Consider the following 19,345-nt stretch of genomic DNA (forward strand, 5'->3'; position numbering starts at 1 on the left):
CGGCTTATCTTTTTAAAATACGTGTTATTTGGTTTATTAAAACACCTTGTTTCACTGGCTTTAATAACATGTCATCAAAGCCCTGATTTACATATTTAGATTCTGTATCGGGTGTCGATGTATGCGCAATTATTTTAGTTTTAGAATTATCACTGTGTTTTTTAATTTTTAACATAGCGTCAGTTCCCGACAATTCTGGCATTACTATATCCATTAGAATAATGTCGTAACTATTTTGCGAAACCATCAACATAGCCTCTATCGCACTGCATGCGTAATCTATTATGATATTCTGATCTTTTAGCATTGCCCTAATCACAATTTCTACAAGTGGATCGTCATCAACAAGTAGTAGCGTGTTTTGGTGATTTTTAGTCACTAAACTCGCTTTTACTAAATCAGTATTTAATGAGCTACTTGGTACTTTTTGCACATTGTCTTTATCTTGCTTCGTTACTTTGTTTACCAGCATAGAAAGCGTTATCGTTGATTTATTCGCGTTACTACTTACAGTTATCGCTTTACCACCTAACATTTTAAATATTGAGATAAAAAACTTTAACTCTAATGACACGTCTTTATCATCTATAAAGCGTGCTATATCATCACCCGATATACTTTTAAGCTCAGTTATAAAGTAACTACTGTCGATTAAATTGCTTAATGAAAAGTCTAGGTGTAAGTAATTACGATTACTTTCATTTTTAATCTGAGCGTTAATAGATAGCGTTGTATTATTTGATGAATCCAAAACCTCTGTCACTAACTGAATAACCAATTGAGAAATTAACTTTTCATCGCTTACTACGGTTAACTCAGGCGTAATATTATTTTTAAGAATTATTTTTTTGTTTTCAGCTTCTTTAGTTAAAATCGAAATATTATTATTGATCATATGATTCAGGTTAACGTTTTTGGCCTGTAGTTTTAACTTACCTATTTCCGATTTATTTATATTTACGAGTTGTTGAATTACACTTTCGAGCTGATCGCATGCATCAGAAATATTCCCCACATTGTTTTTAAATTCGTTAAAGCTTATTGGATCTTTAGATATTTCAACTAATGACTTTAAAGATGATAAAGGCGTTTTTAACTGACGGCTAAGCCTTGTAACAAATTTTTCTTTTAATTGATTTGTCTGTTTTGATTTTTCAAGAACATCAGCGAGTAAACATTCTTTTTGATGTGCCTCTGTATCATCTCTAAAGTAGCAAACGACACCATTAAAATCTGTATGTCTTTGTAATACAGTTATCCACTTCCCGTCGGTAAAACCTATATCTATTAATTGGTTACGATCATCATCAAGCTTATGATGTTCATGGTAGTGATTTATAATATTATTCTGCTGCGCAATACTTATCAGCTGGCTATACGATAGCTGACTATTTTGTTTATTCACTTGTGCAAATAAAAGGTTAAATGCATTGTTGGTGATCACAGGAAATTCGTTGCTATTAAAAATAGCAAACCCATGCGGCAGTGCATCAAGAGAACTTGAAAAAAGCTCTTCTCTATTGAGTATTAACTGATTTTTTTGTTTTATTTCGTTGTGTAAACGTCTTGGCAAACGTAAAAAATAATACACAAAGGCAAATACACAAAAAGAGATTAACCCTAATCTAATTAAACTATATTTAGTTATTTGTGGGCGTACTATTTTATTCATAGGTTGCACATGTAAGCGCCATGTAGGTGGAAAACGACTACTTAAAGCGCTAATACTATTTTTAATTATACTCGGGCTAACTTCTCCTTGTTTTCCTAAAGTAAACTGTGGTGTTGCTATAAAAACGTTATAATTTTCAGTATTTAATTTGCCGATAACGGCTTTTAAAAACTTACTTAAATCAAATGCAGTAAGCGTATAAATAGAGCCTTGTTTTATTTTTATTTCAGAAATTAAGAAGGCCGTATCAGCAACCGTAAATACTTCTACTGCTTGTTTATTCGCTCTTTTATTAAATTTTTCTAACCAGTTTGTAAACCCATACGCGGCTAAATCAAAATTGTTTTTTGACCATAGTGCAAGTTGGTTATACTCAGAATCAAACACAACATACCCTTTGTAGGTTAAGTTTTGTGAAACTTGGCTCTGAACTAAATTATTAAGCTGCTCTTTTGTATAGTTATTTTGGCTTTGTAAAAAACCTGCAATAACTAAATCTTTTTGCGATATATACAATCCTTGATTATCAAATCGCTCTAATGCATTAAATAATGTTTTACGTAATTGCTGGGTTTGTTGGTTATAATTATTTTGTAACTCTTTTTTTTCTACTGTATAAAGCAGTAATGCAGTGAATGAGCATAATACTAATGCAATTAAAAAAGCGACAGGCGCTAAACTAAATACATGAATATACTTTTCCCCATTATTTTTTTTCACAGGATTAGTACTTTGATTACTTACTGAATTTGAATTTTTATTTAACTGAGTCTGTAATAACTGAGAAAATGAAATAAACTGATCTTTTTGTGAACCTATTAATGTTTTAGGTGCTAAATCGGCCATCAGCATTACGCCGATTATTTTATTAGTGGCACTATAAATTGGATATTGTGCATAAAAACGAATTAACTTGTGCGTGTTTTTTGATACATCATCAAAAAAGGTATCTTCAAACAAATATAGTTTTTCTTGTGTGCAGCGTTGCTGATAGCTTAATAACTCATTTTCAACGCTTTCTTTATCGTTGCAAGTTATTAACTGCTCAGAATAAATGTCTCTAAAATCTATAAATTTAACAATTGGAACATCATAAAACTGTTTTAGTAGTGTTAGCGTTTCTTTAATTTCTGTCGATATTTCATCAGTTTTTTTATCTGCTACATTAGCATGTGAGGTAAATATATTTGAGGCGTTCATTGACGTTCTCCTTCCCCTTTTGGGGGAGTATGTATCCACGTTGTACTGTTTTGACCGCTGTGTACTGGCAGTAAAACTTTAAATGGTGGCGTTAAGCTACTAAGCGCAGGTTCACCGGTGGTGATATTAATTACTTGTTCTGCATTAACTAAATTCAGTGATGTTTTACAGTATGTAACGCCTGGCTCAATCCCTATTAAGCTTAGTGTTTCGCTTATAATCAGGTTGTTGACTAAGTCGATTCCGACCAGCTCAAACGTTGTTTTTAAAACAGTAAAAACAAGCGTTTCTACAATGTTTTCATCTTCTTCTAAGCGTGTCCCTTCTGGGCAGCATATTGTGCCAAGCTCTATATCAACACTTGTTCCAATACCAACTAATGACAGCGCATTAAGGGCTGTATTTAAAAGTGGTTCTACCTGGGGTAAATATAAATCAAGTATGTCACCTTGCGATTCGTAGCCTGCTTGGCATGTATCACACGATTGCGATAAACCTTGGTCGCTTGTACCTAAAAGTGGATTACCTAAAGCTGTTACCCCAACTAAACAACTGCTATCGGCCGGTTGTTTATCTATTTCAAAGCTTTCACAAGGTGAGCCTGTTACCACTTTTTGCGATACATAACGAGATAGAATTTGTTCACTATTAGCAGGGCATTGTTGTGGCGTACTTCTTAACAACTGACCAATAGCGGTATTACCTAACTGCCCTATTGCGTAATTTGGACCTTGCTGCAGCGCATTTATATAACTTACATTACCGGTATTATTTAACTTGCTCACGCCTTGGCTGTCGCTTGCTTCGTCGCTTAAGCCTTTTAAACATGGGTTACCTTGGCAGTTTGGTGCATCGTAATAAACAGCTTCTCGCGAGGTAAACCTATCATCTCGTATGCCTATTAATGCCCTGTACGTGTTGTTTGCTCCACGGTCTGTATAAAAAATGAGTGGTGCTTGGTGCTCATCAAAACTTACTGCAATACCGAGTGGTTTATTATTAGCATCGACTACGGTAATTTGATTATCTACCTTAGTTTGATGGCGCTTAATAAGGGCATCCCTGACTAAAATAACCCCGCCAATTGAGCCAATAATTAAAATTGTTATAATTAATATAAGCTCAATAGTAAGTATGTACCCTTGTTGATAATGCTTTTTCATATCAGGCTCCTATAACACTTCTACAAGCATTTTAAGTACGTTCATTACTTGTAATGCTGCGGGAAAAAACACCAATACCAAAAACATCGGAAAACAAATTAAGATAATGGGAAAAGTTGTGTGCATCGCTTTTTTGTTTACTTTTTTAGCGAGTAAAATGTTCTTTTTTAGAGCTAGGCCTTCAAGTTGAGCCTCTACTGCTTGGATAAGTGGGGTACCAAGTTTTGACCCTATTAACATCAAGTTGGCGAGCTTTTTAATGCCCATAACACCCGTTCTTTCGAAAAGTGAATTAAATGCAAATTCACGATCTTTACCTGCACTTAGTTCGAATAAAAATAACTTTAGCTCTTTGTATAATGGGTGTTTTTGACTCAATGCATGATCAACCGCCAGTGCAAATGAACGTTCTAACGAAAACCCGGCGCGCATGTAAACCAGTAACACCCGTAAAAAAAACTCTAAGCTATTATTAATAGTGGTTTGACGTTGATTTTTACGTAATAAAAACCAGCATTCGGGTGCAAAAAAACACATAAAACACAGTAATAATTTAATCGATTGGCTCAGCTCATACCCTGTTAGCTCTATAACAGTAAATGCACTAAAAGTAGCTGCCACTTTAAAGCAGTACAGGCTTATTAATATTTTATTAATTTGAATCCCTGCTTGTCTTAGTTGACGTTTAGAGATGATAATTAGCGGATACCAGTTAATGTTTTTAGTATCGGGTTTATCTAATTCGACTTTAAGCGATTGCCTATGAATATGGATAAATGATCCCATACTTACTAAAAGCCCGATAAGTAAAAGTATATCAATCATAATGTTACCCTTAAGCTAAGGCGTAGCCATAAAAAGCCAAATAGCTGACAAAGAAGCGCAACCGTGATAAATGCAATCCCATTAGGATCGTTTAATAATGGTTCAAACCAGGTTGGATCGGTATAGCTAAATAAAGGAATTAGTGCGTAAGGTAAAAAACCGCTAAACACAGCAGCGTATTTAGTACCCGAAAGCTTAGCTTTTAGCTGTTGGCGGTCGAGAGTTCTTAGCGACATCATGTTGCAAACGCTTTTTAGCATGTCGGTTAAATCACATTGGCTTTGTGTATGTGTAATAATGCTATGAGCAAACAATCTTACGGTTTCGCAGTTGTATCTTTCAATTAATGGGGCAAACGACGTTTCGGCATCACTACCCATGCTCATGCGTTGTATTAGTAAGGTGCTTTGTTTTTTTATATATGGGTCTGCATGTTCATCAGCAAACTGCATTGATTGCTGTAGCGATAGCCCTGTGCTTAAACACGATTGTACGGTTTCAATAAATTCTAAAAAGTGATGCTCAAATTTTGCTAATTTATAATGAGCCAAGTCAATCACAGTTATAAAACAGGTTACAAAAACCACGATTGAAATAATAAACGCGCTGGTTGATGCCTCTGGGTAATATAATTTAGCTAAAAACCAGGAGCTACTAGAGAGCGAGCACGCCATGCTTATAAACCAGGCGTTACTAATATTTAAACCAAGCACTCGTAGTGACAGAGTAAGGACATCTTTTTCTTCTAAAATATCTGCTTTTTTAGTGCTTTGGTTGCTTTTATTATTCACATACAAAGAAGCCAATACACTCGCAGCCAGTACAAAAGTTATAACCGCCGCAATAGCTAATAAATAATCAAGTTTAGTCATTGTTAGCCTCCGGGTTATTGTGCAGTAATGCTTTCAATTCTTGTGCATTTGCGCCTTGGCCTTTCATAAACTCAATAACACTTGAGTTATCTATTAAATCACTTTGTACTGGTTCTGCTTCGTTAATACTATAAAGCGGGCTAAATTGTGCCCCGCCATTAACACGCTTAATTTCACCAATACTTTTTAGAGTGCGGATGCCATTAGTTGAGCGAGAAACATGAACTATGAGCTGAATACTCGACGCGATTAGCGAACTTGTATGGGTATCGCTCAGTTGTGCATTGTGTAACTGCACTAAGGTAGATAAGCGAATAACGGCATCATTTGCACTGTTAGCATGTATGGTCGTCATCGAACCTTGGTGGCCACAGTTCATTGCTTGGAGCATATCGATTACTTCGCCTGAGCGTACCTCACCTACAAGTATTCTATCTGCGCGCATTCTAAGGGCTGCTTTTACTAAATCTCTTAGGCTTACTGCACCTTTACCATCGCTGTTAGTGTCGTGGGCTTCCAATTGCACAACATGGTTGTGATGCAAATTAAGCTCAGCGCTTTCTTCAATGGTTACAACACGTTCGTTTGGATTAATTGAGTTGGCAAGTACGTTCAATAATGACGTTTTACCAGCCCCCGCATTGCCACAGACTAAAATATTAACGCCTGTTTTAACTGCACTTTTTAAAAATAATAAGATGTTTTTATCTAAAAAATGGTTATTAACTAAAAAGTCATCGTTTATTTTTTTATGATTAAACTTACGAATAGACACAATAGCGGCGCCGGTACACGCAGGCGGTACAATAATATGAACACGGCTACCATCTTTTAATTTGCCATCAACAATTGGCATAAGCGCATTTACCTGGCGACCACAGCCATCAAGTAAGCGATCAACAAATCGGCGTAAATGGCGTTCGTCATCAAACTTACTGGCAGTGCAAAGTAGTTTGCCTTGCTTATCAATCCAAATATCTTGCGTGTCGTTTATTAAAATATCACTTACCTGATCGTCCAGCATAAACTGTGCAATAGGACCCAGGCCTTGAATTTCATCAAATACAGCCTGAACAACCTGCTCTTTTTGATGCTGATTAAATGAAGATTGATTGAATTGTGGAATTTCACTGCACAATGCAGAGATTTTTTCGAGAACATTATTTGATAAAAGCGCGGTTGGTTCTTGTTCGTACTCTTCGATAACGGCATCATGCAATAGCTTTTTAAGCTCTTCAAAGGTACTTAAACTGCTTTGAACTTCTTCATGTTTGCTTGATAAATTAAACATAAAAACTCACTTAGCTACATATACAGCTTCATTTTTAACGCCTTTAACCACTTCGATTGTGCGACTAGTTTGTAAGCGTGAAAAGTTTTGCAAACGACCTTGTTCAATGTCATAAGCGCTATGCACAATAATTGAAACTTTGTCAGCGTTATCTATACCCGCCAACGAATAAACATCTTTTGGAAGTACCGCGAGTACTAATGAAACACCGCCCGCAGCAGAATTAGACTCTTTAGCTAAATTATCCATTACGCCACTTTTAGCGGCTTGCGATTTAGGACCTTTTGAAACACCAATAAGCTGTACATCACGGGCAACGGTTCTTACTAAGCGATTAGTTTTAGCGACTATGTCGAGTCGGTCACCTTTGTGTATGCGCGAAAGCGGAATATCCAAGGTGTTTAGTTTTAAAGTATATAAAACACGCCCTGCCGGTATGGCTTCTGATAAGTTTTGGCTTTTTGCTCTGATAAAATCTGTGTCAAACAAGGGTTGTTCAACCATTTTGTTAGTTGCTAATTTTTGACCAATTAATGCACGTGGGTTTTGAACGCTCAGTGCAATATTTGAATAGTTACTTGGATCTATACTCTTTTGCTCTACATCGTGAACAGTTACTGTTTGGCCGGCAGACATATTTTTGTTTACTACCCAGGCTGTTACGTTATTTTCATCGTTTACCTGTCTAATTCCCAAAGCTGAAGCTAACATGCCAGAGGTGATGAGTAATGTGAGAGCCGCAGTGGTTGCGCCTTTGTTACTTTTACTTTTCATAATATTCCTCCGGAGTAACTTTCACTGCCACACTTTTGTGGCAGTGAGCCTTAAGCTTGGTATTCAAACCTGGTTACCTTGCGTTAGTTACCTTGTGAACCGCCTGCTGCTGTACGTGTTGCAGCATCGCCGCTTGGTGTTGCATTAACAAGTGCGGCACTTTCACTAAAGTCTGATGCAACAAAAGTGAATGAACTACCATCGCCTGCGTACACGTCAACTGAATCTACAAACCCAGAGCCAGACACTTCAGCTGTGCCTTCGGCGTTAATCATGCCGTCAAATACATAGCTTTGGTCAAGTGAGCCAATTGCTTCAGCTACATCTTCAAGCTCGCTGGTTACAGAGTCACGTAATGTAGATAAACCAATTACAAGTGCTGCTACCATTGATGTAGAAAGAATGATTAGCTCTGACGTTAGTACAAAACCTTTTTGCTTTTTGCCATTTAAGTTATGTTTAATAGTTTTCATAATCGTAGCCTTTAAATTAAAAGAGCTTATGCTCACTTTATATATAGCGAGGACCATGCCAATTGAAAATGGCTATTAAATACAGGTGGTTATAGTTTTTATGTGTGTGTTTTTTAGCTTTTTTTATTTTTGATTTGCAAAATGCAAATCAATATTAAAATGAGACTTGTGAGATTACGTATAAAACGTAGGATGAGCGAAAGCTTTACTCCTATTTTTAATAAATAATAAAGTGGTTTTGGCTCCTTATACCAACCTGCATAAATCTTTGATCAATTTAACGAATTAAATTGCACTATAACGTCGTTAAAAATTTTTTATTTAGAACAACTAGATACAAAAATTTTTGCCTAGTTCTAGCGTAATTTTCTTAATGTTAAATAGACCCCATATATAAGCAGATTGGTATTAATAATGCCAAATTGTAGGCATAAAAAAAGGCCCGGAGGCCTTAAGAATAACAATTACCTAATACAGAGAGTTTTCCGCGCCTAGCAAGTGCTTTTTGATGTGTGGGTTCTGCACGTAAAACTTGCTCATAGTAGCCACAGGCCAATAAATTATTAGCATTCGCTTCTTCAATTAACCCTTTATGGTAAAAATAGGCGGTGCTATTTAAACCAAACTTAACCGAAAGCTCTAAGTAATTTGAAGCTATAACGTAACTACCCTGAGCATAATGTATAGAGGCCATTTGTAGGTATGGTGAAGCATGTGTACCAAAAACATCAACGCCGTATTGAGCAATGCTTTTTGCTTTAGCTAAATTACCTTGCTCTATTGCTAACGTAACCCCTAAAGTAATTGCGTTTAATGGCGGGTTAGCTTTATTAAGTAGAGTGTTTATAACTTGTTGAGATTGATTAGCACGGCCACTTTTATAAAGTACATAGGCCGATATCGACAGTATTGCTGTGTTATCAGGGTGTTCAAGCATGAGCTGATTCACCTCATGGACTAAGTTCAAACAGTTACTTGCATTAATACCTTCGCACTTTAATGGTTGGGCATTTAATTGGTATTTTTTTACTATGTCACCCAACGCGTTGTAAGGATTTACTGTTGGCTTGTAATCAATATGAGCGCAACCCGATAAAGTAAGCAGTAAAATAATATAAAATATTTTCATAGCCCTTGCTCCTGTATATAGCTAAGTACCTGTGTGTCTATATTTGCCTGTTCCCACGAACGTAATGTGTTAATTGGTTCACGCACCAGGTTTGGAGTTACAACAATTATAAGCTCGCGGTTGTTTTCACTTTTACTGGTTGTTTCGCTTAACTTGCCTAGCATGCTATTGCCGTTGCCATCAGGTACAAAGTCGTGGCTTGCATTGTTATCTGTGCTAATTAAGCCACCAATAATAAGAGGCTGCCCATCTTTTAAACGCGTTGATGTTTGCATGCTGCGTGTATTAAATGCACTACTGTTTAAACTGCTGCCTGTGCTTTGTGCAATTTCGGCGGTTAACGTGGTATCGGGTAGTGAAATTACTGGGTTTAGATCAAGTGTTATTCTGTCTTTGTCGTCAACCATAGCGCGTACATTTAATTCAACTCCGAATGATTTAAATTCCGTACCGCTAAACACTGACCCACTACTACCTTGCTGACCGCTTGTAATGCCAGATGGGCTATAACTTGTAGGTACAGGTACTTCACCACCGACTTTAAATACGGCACTTTCACCGGCTAAAACCGTAATTGTAGGGCGAGAAAGCGTTCGCGATATACCTTCTTGTTCAAGTAATGAAAACAACATATCAATGGCAAACTGTGAGGTAGAAAGCTGTAAGTTATTAGTTAATTGACCACCAATTAATTGCAGCGCATTTTCTATTGTTGCAGAGCCAGGTTCGCGATTAGTCATACCGTCACGGCCAAACAAGCCCGCTTCTTTTTCATACCCATTAGAGAGCACGCTAATATCTGGGCGCCATTGCTTTAATCTACGTTGATTTACTTCGTATAATTGCACCGACACACGCACTTGCGGTAAATCTTCAACTTCAATACTCGACAAAACTTTACCGTCAGCCACTGAAAGAAGCGTTGCTCTTGCAATATTAGAACTCACATTACTTAAGTTTAATCCTGATGTAGCATCGTTTATTAAACCACCTGACTCGTTGGCAAGTACTTCAATACCTGAACTTTTATCTTGCGTTGCGCCGCCCATTAAATTATTAGGATCAAGAGGAGAACCCTGAGTTTGTAATGCTTGCTCTGGTTCGAATAATTTATTAATTGTATTTAATAAGCGCACTAGCTCTATCTGATTTTTTACAGAGCCCGAGAGTAAAAACACATCGTTGTCGTCATTTGACAATTCATCAACCGAGATGCGCTTAATAGTTACTTTATCTGCACCCATTGATTTAATTACTTCGCTAATACGCTCTTCTTTTGGCTTGGGTGCTTGAGTTACTTTTATTAAATTAATAATAGCGACTTTACTCGAGTTTTGAGAGCTGCCGCCGTTTGCGTTGCCTAAGCCTTGCAAGCGTTGAGCAAGTGAATTAAACATACCTTGGTTAGGATTTGAGGTAATAACGGGTTGTGATGCTTGTGAGCTACTGGCATAAAGGTAGTTTTTTGCAGCTTCATAAGCGGCATGACGATAATTTATAGTCGGTACTTCACCACGTAATACAACAGCATGGCGATCAGGCGCTATGGTCAGCTGTACGTCAGGGTGAATATCGTTGAGGGCATTTTCAAGCACGCTGTAATCTTCGGTTACGCCAAGTAAAAATGTTTCAGAGCTTTTATCGTCGTACCATACCATCATCGATGTACGGCCCAACTTTTTAGCTAAAATTAGTAGCTCACGGCCATTAACCACGTTCACATCAAGTGTTGTTTCGTGGCCTAGTGCAATGCGAGAAATATCACGGGTAAACACAAAGCGAGTATGCGTCCATTTAACCAAGTGCGATACTTTTTGTACCCGCTCACCATTTGCATTTTCTATATAATCTAAATGACTTTCGCTGCCCATGGCGGTAAAAGATATTAGTAATAGTATAAAAATAAACTTTAACATAAGCCTTTCCCTCAATTTGCTTATTGAATAGGTAGCAAGTATGAGACCAAGGGTTTTTATTTTTATTATCAGTAGATTGAAGTTTATAAATGTGGTTTTTATTATTTTGATTTGCAAATTGCAAATCAACAATTCATGAAGAGATTATCATAGGAATAAGAGCAGAAGTGTATGGCGCAAAGCGAGTAAAATAAGCTCTGCGCGAGTTTTAATTAATGCAAAGCGGCTGTAAACGGGATGCTTTCACAGATTTTTGCTTCAGCTATAAGTAACTCTTCTAGGCGAACATCAACTTCTTCTTTTTCAAAGTATTCGTAAGCGAGTTCTACAAATAGGTTTTTATGTTTTTCTTCTGATTTGGCAATAGCAACATAAAAGTCTTTTTCTTTACCCTCGGGAAGTGCTTGTGCAACTAAAGAAAAACGCTCGTGGCCACGTGCTTCAATTACACCACCTACTAGTAATCGGTCCATTAAAAAACCATCACGACCGTGTCTAAATAGTGCACGTATTTGTTTTATGTACGGATCTTTTTTGTCGTCACCTAAGTTTACATCGCGCTCTAAAAGTAACTTAAGCACTTGTTTAAAGTGTATTAATTCTTCTAGTGCTAAATCGGTCATGGCTTTTACTAATTTACGTTTGTCTGGATAATGCGAAAGCATAGACATAGCCATACCCGATGCTTTTTTTTCAGCAGCGGCATGATCTTGTAAAAAAGTATTAAAGTCAGCAAGGACAACTTCGGTCCATTCAAATGGGGTGTGGTATTTTAATTCAAACATGTTCTGTACAACTTAAATAATAATGCGGGGATTTTAACGTATTTGATTTAAAAAATCTTGTAAGGCAGTAATTTATCTATGCGCCCTTTAGCCGTAGACTCAACTTTTAACGGGTGTTTAATATCGTTCCATGCGGTGACTTTTCCGCCCATATTCATTTTTTCAAAATCAGTTTTATCACTTTCTAACCTTAAAAAATTACACAACTTTTTGTAACTATCAGGCTTTGCTATATCAATGGATAAAAAATCGTCGTCACGGTTATTAAAGTACGTTTGAGCATCATTAAAATGTGTTTCATAACAGTCTACTAAGTAACTATCGTCGCTAATATTATCAAGCGAAAGCTCACTAAACGTATTTAAATAACAGCGTTTTATATGAATATTAAAGCCCCCATCTGCACGGGTTAAATTAGTGTGCATACGCGTTAAAAGCTGTTTTATTGAAGGTAGCCATGCACTCAGCTCGCGTTCTAAATAAATAAACTTAGAGTCTGGATAATGAATATCAAGTGTTTTAAAGTCATTAAATATGGGAGTGTCGGCAATCGCGTTAGCATTTTCAAAACAAGCATTAGTATACGCGGTATGCGCCGTTGTAATGCCGAGCTCTAAAAATGCGTGGCACACACTCGTTGTGCCGGTACGCGGTAAACCTATTATAAATAGTTTGGTCATTAGCTTTTCTTTAATTAGCCACGTGTTACTAGCAATAAAAAGGCGCTAACAATAATCACCAAAAATGTAGCAATAGTACCAATTTGGCGATATTTCAGACTTTTTTCTACTATGCCTAAATTTTGAAATACACGCCCTATTAATAACGCACCACCTAATATATGGCAGTAATGGCTAGCAAGTCCTTGATACTCTGCCAAAAAGAGTAAAATTAAAGCAATTGGCACGTATTCCATAAAGTTAGCGTGGGCACGTACAGCACGTTGCAGCGTTGCGTTACCGTTATCACCAAGTGATATCTGCTCAGCGCGGCGCACTTTTATTACGTTAAAGCTCAAATAAATGTAAAAGAATGCAAGTAATGCAGCATAAGTTGAAATGATCACGGCGTTTTCCTGTTATTTTTATCGCATAAGCATGCGCTTTATTATTGTGGGCGTGATAATAACATATAAATTTGAGCAGCATTATCAGAAGTTTAATAAATGCCTATGCTAAGCTAGGGGTATTAAGTAAGTAGAAAATTACATAAGGATTTTATGTTTGTACCTCGCAAAGTAGCCGACAGTTACCGTGAAATGATTAACAGTATTGGCTTTTACCCTTCGATGCTTTCAGTGGGCTTTTTAGCATTTGCCATTATTACTATGTCGGTTGAATATTTAGCGCCTATTGAGCAGCTAAAATCGTTTATATCAGTTGTACTTGTTGATAGCGCTGAAAATGCGCGTACTATTTTAAGCACCTTAGCGGGGAGTATTATTTCGCTTACCGTGTTTAGTTTTTCAATGGTAATGGTCGTTTTAAATTCGGCCAGTGCGAGTTTATCGCCCCGCGTAGTGCCTGGGCTTATTACGCGTAAATCACATCAAATGGTTTTGGGCTTTTATTTAGGCAGCATAATTTACTCAATTATTATGCTTATAAATATTAATAAACTTGAAGGTGGCAGTACGGCTATTCCTTCAATTGGTGTGTTATTCGCACTTGTTTTTGGATTGATTTCATTAGGTTTATTTGTATTTTTTATACATTCAATCTCTCGTGCTATTCAGGTTGATAACGTATTAAATGGCTTGTTTAGCCAAACTAAAAACGAAATTAAAACAATAATACAAAGACAACAAGAAAACCCAGTTGAAGACTTTCCAGACTTTAGTAAGTGGCATTCGGTTAGCAGTAAAACAGAGGGATATTACAAAGGCGTGCAAACCGATAAGCTCTGTGCCATTTTGGCAGAGCAAGATATAAAGGTGTATATCTCTGTTAACCAAGGCTATTTTACAGTTAAAGGCTATCCGTTTTTAAAGTGTAATAAAGACATATCAAACGATGAAGAGCTGATAAATAAAATTCTCGACTGCTTTATTTTTTATATAGAAGAGTACATTAGCGATCATTACCGTTATGGGTTAACGCAAATATCAGAAATTGCAGTTAAGGCAATGAGCCCGGGCATAAACGATCCAGGTACTGCGGTTAAATCAATTGATATGCTGAGTATTTTACTTATTCAACGGCTGTCAATTAACGATATTAACTATTCGTTTAAGCACAGTGATAATGGACCATTACTATACCTTCATGAAACAAGCTTTGATGAGTTATTACATGACAATTTTACACCGCTGCGTAATTACGCCAAAGGCGATGCATACGTAATGACAAATGTGCTTGAGGCATTTAAAAATATTTTGTTTATTGCCCATAAAGATACCGATGCACGAAACAGTCTATTTAATTACTTAAATGCGATTGTTGATGACATAAATGAACATGTAACTAATGAATACGACAGACGCGAAGTGACTAATATGCTCAACTCAATAGCGCGCATTAGCCAAGAGCAAGGGGAGAAGTTGGTGGCACGTTTTGAGCACCACTAGGGCGTGTTGAATTATTTGGATTGAAATTTGTTCAATCTAGGGGCGATTAAATCGCGGCGCGAGGTTTGTAACCTAGTGGGCTAAGTAAAAACCGAGCAACATAGAGTTAATCGTCCCTAGGAAGAACCTATATTTTAATCTATGTAGTACACAGCATAGCTTGACGCTGTTACTTTAATCTCTCCAGCATGGTAGGCATCAGGTACATAGTTACTTGGTGCGCTATCAGCCATCATTACTTTTTCTGCGCGCATATAAGGCTGCGACTGCACATTGAGTGGACTCAGTGATGCGCTGTACAATCCTTTTAAATCAACGCCATAATCTTCACTAAACTCTTTTGCTGCATCCCGTGCGTCTTTAATTGCTAACTTTTGCGCTTTTTTGTGCAGCTCGTTGTAGTTACTTGCTAAAAATTGCGTTTGATTAATTTCGTTAATACCGTTGTTAACTAAGCTTTGTAGTAATTCAGGGTATTTATTTATATCGCTAAGTTTTACAGTTAATGTACGAGAAACCTTAAAGCCTTTAAATTCTTGATTACCGGTAGTGCGGTTATATTGGCTATCACGGTTTATTGAAATTTGCCCGGCGTTTATACCTCCCTCTTTAACACCAATTTCTTTTACGAGCTTAATTGCTTTAGCGATGGTTAAGTCGGTTTTATTTTTAGCAGCAATTAAGTCTTTATCAACTTCGGTAATACCTACGCTAAGCTGCACGTAATCTGGCATTGTGGTAAGAGTCGCTTCGCCTTTAACATAAATATGAGGAGCATCGGGAGTCGCAGCCGCAAGTGCATCAAAACTAAGTACGTTAAAAGCCAGTGCACTACCTAAAACAAGAGTCAGTGTATTCATTAAGTCGATCCTTTAATTTTGTAAATGCTATTAAAGACCTTACTTGGTTAATTAAATATGAACAAGCACAAAAAAACAGGCAATTGCCTGTTTTTTGTTAATGGCTGTAACTTAGCGTACAGCCTCATTTACTTTAAATTACGGGTACCGTTATTAAACACTACAACGTTTATAGTTACGGTATTTTGGTAACCAGTAATTTTTGTCGATTGCTGCCCATAACGCATCATCAGTAATCTCAAGAGCAACGCCCTCTTCGATTGCTTTTTTAGCAATGGCAAATGCAATACGCTTACTTAGCGTTTCAATTTCAGTCAGGGCAGGTAATAAACTACCTTTACCTGTGTTTGCACGTGGCGACGACTCTGCAAGCATTTCGCTAGACACACTTAACATTGCATCTGTAATGCGTGTCGCTTTAGCGGCAATAACACCTAAACCAATACCCGGGAAAATATAGCTATTGTTACATTGTGGGATTGGAAAAATTTCACCGTTGTGTTCTACCGGATCAAACGGGCTGCCTGTTGCAACAAGCGCTTTACCGTCAGTCCACTTAATCACATCAGCAGGATGCGCTTCTACCTGCTTAGATGGATTACTTAATGGGAAAATAATTGGCTGTTCACAACCGGCGTGCATTGCTCGAATAGCTTGCTCAGTAAACAAACCAGGTTGACCTGAAACACCAATTAAAATGTCTGGTTGTGCACAGTGCATAACATCAAGAAGTGATGCGTATTCACCGCTGTAAGTCCAATCACTTACTGAACCTTGAGGTTGTGCAAGTGCTTGTTGGAAATCGCGTAAGCCTTCCATACCCTCTGTAAGTAGGCCAAAACGGTCAACCATAAATACTTGGCTACGCGCTTGAGCTTCACTAATACCTTCAAAAACCATTTGGCTAATAATTTGCTCAGCAATACCACAACCAGCAGAGCCTGCACCCACAAAAACTACTTTTTGTTGGCTAAGGGTTGAATTTTTAACGCGACACGCTGCAAGTAAAGAACCTACCGTTACAGCCGCAGTACCTTGAATGTCATCGTTAAAGCTACAAATTTCATTGCGGTAGCGCTTAAGTAACGGCATTGCATTTGGTTGTGCAAAATCTTCAAACTGAAGTAACACATTTGGCCAGCGACGTTTAACCGCTTTAATGAATAAATCTAAAAACTCATCGTATTCGTCTTGGGCAATACGCTTATGGCGTGCACCCATGTACATAGGATCGTTTAAAAGCTTTTCGTTATTAGTACCCACATCAAGCATTACAGGTAATGTGTATGCTGGGCTTATACCACCACACGCAGTGTAAAGTGACAATTTACCAATTGGGATACCCATGCCGCCAATACCTTGATCGCCAAGGCCTAAAATACGCTCGCCATCGGTTACAACAATAACTTTTACTTTACCTTTAGTAGCGTTGCGTAAAATGTCGTCAATTTGGTATCTGTCTTCATACGAAATAAATAAGCCACGCGCGCTGCGGTAAATGTCTGAGAATTTTTCACAAGCATCCCCAACTGTAGGCGTGTAAATGATTGGCATCATTTCTTCAAGATGATCCCGCACTAAACGGTAATAAAGTGTTTCGTTGTTATCTTGAATTGCACGTAAGTAAATATGCTTATTAAGGTTATCTGTAAAGCTAGAATATTGCTGATAACAGCGCTCGACTTGCTCTTCAATTGTTTCAAAGCGAGGAGGAAGTAAACCAGCAAGATTGAAATTTTCGCGTTCTTTTTTACTAAAGGCGCTGCCTTTATTTAATAGCGGTGTTTCAATTAGGCCAGGGCCAGAATGATGAATATATAAGTAGTTAGGATCAGTATTAGTTGTCATATTTCCAGGCTTTAACGGAGTCTTAAGTTATGATCTGTCATTATCAGTGTTAAAGGTTTAATTGCAACGACAATTAAGCTAGTCAGACCATTGAGAGAAAATACATGCAGGCTTCACTGCCCGCATGTATATTATACATAATTTAAAATTGTATAGTGGCGTTATTATCAGTTAAATCAGATAACGCAACACCTTCACGGCGTGGATCAGCTCCGCCGTAAAGTTTGTCATTTTTAACTTCAACTGCGTGTAAGCCCGAGTTTAAGTCAATAATACGTACATTGTGGCCGCGTTTAGTAAGCGCAGGCGCAATGGCTTCAATAACTGTGCCTTTTTCAAGGCTGGTGTAATCGTTACGATTTGTTGTACGCGGTAAGTTAATAGCGTCTTGCGCTGATAAATTCCAGTCAATAACACCCACAACCACTTGTGCAACGTAATCTATGATACGACTACCGCCAGGTGAGCCTACAATTAAACGTAAGCTGCCATCTTTATTAAATACCATTACCGGTGACATAGAGCTACGCGGGCGTTTACCAGCCTCTACACGGTTTGCTACAAGCTTACCGTTTTTACGTGGCGATAACGAAAAGTCAGTTAGTTGGTTATTTAAAATAAAGCCATTAACCATAACCGTAGAGCCAAACGCCATTTCAATTGAACTGGTCATCGAAACGGCATTACCTTTACTATCTACAATAGAGACATGCGAAGTAGAAGGTAACTCGTATGAATCATCCATTGCATAACTTAAGTACCCTACTGGATTACCGGCTACGGCTTTTTGGTCTGTTTCGGTAATTAATTTAGCGCGTGAGGCAATGTAATCTTTGTTTAATAGCTCTTTTGTAGGTACTTGAGTGAAATCGGGATCGCCCATGTACATATCGCGATCGGCAAATGCAATACGCGAAGCTTGGCTAAAGTAATGAATCGCCTTTTCGCCATTTGGTTTAAGTGCGCTCATATCTTTATGCTCAAGTAGGCCAAGCATTTGTAGTACTGCTACACCGCCACTACTTGGTGGCGCCATAGAACAAACGTTATAAGCACGGTATTGTATACATACCGCATCACGTTCTTTACTTTTGTAATCTGCTAAATCTTGCACACTTAATTTACCAGGGGCAATTTTAGAGTGCTGTACAGCATTAACCATTTGTTTAGCGTTTTCGCCTTTGTAAAATGCATCAATGCCCTGCTTTGCAATGTCTTTGTATAAATCAGCAAGTGGTTGATTCTTTTTAACGCTACCCGCTTCGATTAATTTACCATTTGGGTAAAAGTATTCGTTAATAATTGGCATGCTCAGCACGCCTGGGTTTAACTGGCGTGCTAATAAACCATGTAAACGCGGCGAAATTACAAAGCCTTGCTCTGCAAGTTCAATAGCAGGTTTAAAAAGCGCTTCCCACGGCAATGTACCGTATTGTTTATGCGCGCTTGCAAAGGCATGTAAAATACCAGGTACGCCAACAGAGCGTCCGCCTACTACAGCTTCAATCCATTTAACAGCTTTACCGTGCTTATCTAAAAACAAAGTTTCGTCTGCATTTGCAGGTGCTGTTTCGCGGCCATCAAAACTAGTCAGCTTATTGTTTGCTTTGTTGTAGTACATCATAAATGTACCACCGCCAATACCTGACGATTGCGGTTCAACTAAAGTAAGCACTAGTTGAGTAGCAATGGCAGCATCTACGGCACTGCCGCCTTGGGCTAAAATTTGTTGACCGGCTCTTGAGGCATATGGATTTGCCGCAGCAACCATGTATTTATCACCTTGCACCACTTTTTTATGGATTAATCCAGTAGCGGCTTCAGGTTCGCGAGTTTCAATTTGAGTTGCTTGCTGTGCAAATGAAGGCAGTGATACTGCGCACAGTCCAATGGCAAATAATGAGTTAAGTTTAAAATGCATAAAAATACTAAAAACACTTAATTACGTAGTTGTATTTGGCATCTTAAAGT

At 37.8% G+C, this 19,345-nt stretch carries 16 protein-coding genes; 1 reads left to right on the forward strand and 15 read right to left on the reverse strand.

The annotated features are described in order from the left end of the window. Positions 1–4: 4 nt before the first annotated feature. The 12 genes from I6E80_RS18795 to I6E80_RS18850 all read right to left on the reverse strand — a co-directional run bounded on the left by I6E80_RS18795 (position 5) and on the right by I6E80_RS18850 (position 13,166). Entirely contained in the window at positions 5–2,872 is a 2,868-nt protein-coding gene (locus tag I6E80_RS18795; protein WP_197186199.1) for a response regulator, read from the reverse strand. Further along, positions 2,869–4,035: a hypothetical protein gene (locus tag I6E80_RS18800; protein WP_197186200.1), complete on the reverse strand. Its 1,167-nt coding sequence runs from the start codon at positions 4,033–4,035 to the stop codon at positions 2,869–2,871. Before I6E80_RS18800 ends, I6E80_RS18795 begins: the two co-directional genes overlap by 4 nt. 9 nt (positions 4,036–4,044) lie before the next feature. Further along, positions 4,045–4,860 carry a type II secretion system F family protein gene (locus I6E80_RS18805; RefSeq protein WP_197186201.1) on the reverse strand — a complete coding sequence of 272 codons (816 nt, stop codon included), beginning with the start codon at positions 4,858–4,860 and terminating at the stop codon, positions 4,045–4,047. Beyond that, positions 4,857–5,732 carry a type II secretion system F family protein gene (locus tag I6E80_RS18810; protein ID WP_182695949.1) on the reverse strand — a complete coding sequence of 292 codons (876 nt, stop codon included), beginning with the start codon at positions 5,730–5,732 and terminating at the stop codon, positions 4,857–4,859. The genes I6E80_RS18805 and I6E80_RS18810 overlap by 4 nt, the downstream gene beginning before the upstream one ends. Then, positions 5,725–7,023, reverse strand: coding sequence for a CpaF family protein (locus I6E80_RS18815; protein WP_197186202.1), 1,299 nt, complete (start codon positions 7,021–7,023; stop codon positions 5,725–5,727). The genes I6E80_RS18810 and I6E80_RS18815 overlap by 8 nt, the downstream gene beginning before the upstream one ends. 6 nt (positions 7,024–7,029) lie before the next feature. After that, positions 7,030–7,797, reverse strand: coding sequence for a hypothetical protein (locus I6E80_RS18820; RefSeq protein WP_182733528.1), 768 nt, complete (start codon positions 7,795–7,797; stop codon positions 7,030–7,032). An 83-nt stretch (positions 7,798–7,880) separates the two neighbouring features. Beyond that, positions 7,881–8,270, reverse strand: a complete 390-nt coding sequence (locus I6E80_RS18825; RefSeq protein WP_076925982.1) for a hypothetical protein — start codon at positions 8,268–8,270, stop codon at positions 7,881–7,883. Positions 8,271–8,721: 451 nt separating this feature from the next. Further along, entirely contained in the window at positions 8,722–9,399 is a 678-nt protein-coding gene (locus I6E80_RS18830) for a lipopolysaccharide assembly protein LapB (RefSeq protein ID WP_197186203.1), read from the reverse strand. Continuing rightward, positions 9,396–11,315: a pilus assembly protein N-terminal domain-containing protein gene (locus tag I6E80_RS18835; RefSeq protein WP_197186204.1), complete on the reverse strand. Its 1,920-nt coding sequence runs from the start codon at positions 11,313–11,315 to the stop codon at positions 9,396–9,398. The genes I6E80_RS18830 and I6E80_RS18835 overlap by 4 nt, the downstream gene beginning before the upstream one ends. Before the next feature lie 212 nt (positions 11,316–11,527). Beyond that, positions 11,528–12,100, reverse strand: coding sequence for a tRNA-(ms[2]io[6]A)-hydroxylase (locus I6E80_RS18840; RefSeq protein ID WP_007586685.1), 573 nt, complete (start codon positions 12,098–12,100; stop codon positions 11,528–11,530). 47 nt (positions 12,101–12,147) lie between these two features. Next, positions 12,148–12,780 (reverse strand): sulfotransferase, encoded by a 633-nt coding sequence (locus tag I6E80_RS18845; protein WP_197186205.1) that lies wholly within the window; start codon positions 12,778–12,780, stop codon positions 12,148–12,150. Positions 12,781–12,794: 14 nt separating this feature from the next. Continuing rightward, a complete protein-coding gene (locus tag I6E80_RS18850; protein WP_024604385.1) occupies positions 12,795–13,166 on the reverse strand; it encodes an MAPEG family protein in 372 nt (123 codons plus the stop codon). A gap of 153 nt (positions 13,167–13,319) precedes the next feature. Between I6E80_RS18850 and I6E80_RS18855 the strand changes: the two genes are divergently transcribed. After that, positions 13,320–14,666, forward strand: a complete 1,347-nt coding sequence (locus I6E80_RS18855; protein ID WP_197186206.1) for a DUF2254 domain-containing protein — start codon at positions 13,320–13,322, stop codon at positions 14,664–14,666. Positions 14,667–14,800: 134 nt separating this feature from the next. Here I6E80_RS18855 and I6E80_RS18860 read toward each other — a convergent pair whose 3' ends face one another. The 3 genes from I6E80_RS18860 to ggt form a co-directional block, all read right to left on the reverse strand. After that, positions 14,801–15,526 carry an SIMPL domain-containing protein gene (locus I6E80_RS18860; protein ID WP_197186207.1) on the reverse strand — a complete coding sequence of 242 codons (726 nt, stop codon included), beginning with the start codon at positions 15,524–15,526 and terminating at the stop codon, positions 14,801–14,803. A gap of 153 nt (positions 15,527–15,679) precedes the next feature. After that, positions 15,680–17,374: an NAD-dependent malic enzyme gene (locus I6E80_RS18865; RefSeq protein ID WP_170070897.1), complete on the reverse strand. Its 1,695-nt coding sequence runs from the start codon at positions 17,372–17,374 to the stop codon at positions 15,680–15,682. Between the two features lie 142 nt (positions 17,375–17,516). Next, positions 17,517–19,295 (reverse strand): gamma-glutamyltransferase, encoded by a 1,779-nt coding sequence (gene ggt, locus I6E80_RS18870; protein WP_197186208.1) that lies wholly within the window; start codon positions 19,293–19,295, stop codon positions 17,517–17,519. Between the last annotated feature and the right edge of the window lie 50 nt (positions 19,296–19,345).

Source organism: Pseudoalteromonas sp. NSLLW218 (assembly GCF_015864775.1).
Lineage (GTDB): Bacteria > Pseudomonadota > Gammaproteobacteria > Enterobacterales > Alteromonadaceae > Pseudoalteromonas.

Excerpts from the sequence above, each read along its gene's own strand:
- I6E80_RS18795 (WP_197186199.1), bottom strand. The coding sequence starts at position 2,872 with ATGAACGCCTCAAATATATTTACCTCACATGCTAATGTAGCAGATAAA.
- I6E80_RS18800 (WP_197186200.1), bottom strand. The coding sequence starts at position 4,035 with ATGAAAAAGCATTATCAACAAGGGTACATACTTACTATTGAGCTTATA.
- I6E80_RS18805 (WP_197186201.1), bottom strand. The coding sequence starts at position 4,860 with ATGATTGATATACTTTTACTTATCGGGCTTTTAGTAAGTATGGGATCA.
- I6E80_RS18810 (WP_182695949.1), bottom strand. The coding sequence starts at position 5,732 with ATGACTAAACTTGATTATTTATTAGCTATTGCGGCGGTTATAACTTTT.
- I6E80_RS18815 (WP_197186202.1), bottom strand. The coding sequence starts at position 7,023 with ATGTTTAATTTATCAAGCAAACATGAAGAAGTTCAAAGCAGTTTAAGT.
- I6E80_RS18820 (WP_182733528.1), bottom strand. The coding sequence starts at position 7,797 with ATGAAAAGTAAAAGTAACAAAGGCGCAACCACTGCGGCTCTCACATTA.
- I6E80_RS18825 (WP_076925982.1), bottom strand. The coding sequence starts at position 8,270 with ATGAAAACTATTAAACATAACTTAAATGGCAAAAAGCAAAAAGGTTTT.
- I6E80_RS18830 (WP_197186203.1), bottom strand. The coding sequence starts at position 9,399 with ATGAAAATATTTTATATTATTTTACTGCTTACTTTATCGGGTTGCGCT.
- I6E80_RS18835 (WP_197186204.1), bottom strand. The coding sequence starts at position 11,315 with ATGTTAAAGTTTATTTTTATACTATTACTAATATCTTTTACCGCCATG.
- I6E80_RS18840 (WP_007586685.1), bottom strand. The coding sequence starts at position 12,100 with ATGTTTGAATTAAAATACCACACCCCATTTGAATGGACCGAAGTTGTC.
- I6E80_RS18845 (WP_197186205.1), bottom strand. The coding sequence starts at position 12,780 with ATGACCAAACTATTTATAATAGGTTTACCGCGTACCGGCACAACGAGT.
- I6E80_RS18855 (WP_197186206.1), top strand. The coding sequence starts at position 13,320 with ATGTTTGTACCTCGCAAAGTAGCCGACAGTTACCGTGAAATGATTAAC.
- I6E80_RS18860 (WP_197186207.1), bottom strand. The coding sequence starts at position 15,526 with ATGAATACACTGACTCTTGTTTTAGGTAGTGCACTGGCTTTTAACGTA.
- I6E80_RS18865 (WP_170070897.1), bottom strand. The coding sequence starts at position 17,374 with ATGACAACTAATACTGATCCTAACTACTTATATATTCATCATTCTGGC.
- ggt (WP_197186208.1), bottom strand. The coding sequence starts at position 19,295 with ATGCATTTTAAACTTAACTCATTATTTGCCATTGGACTGTGCGCAGTA.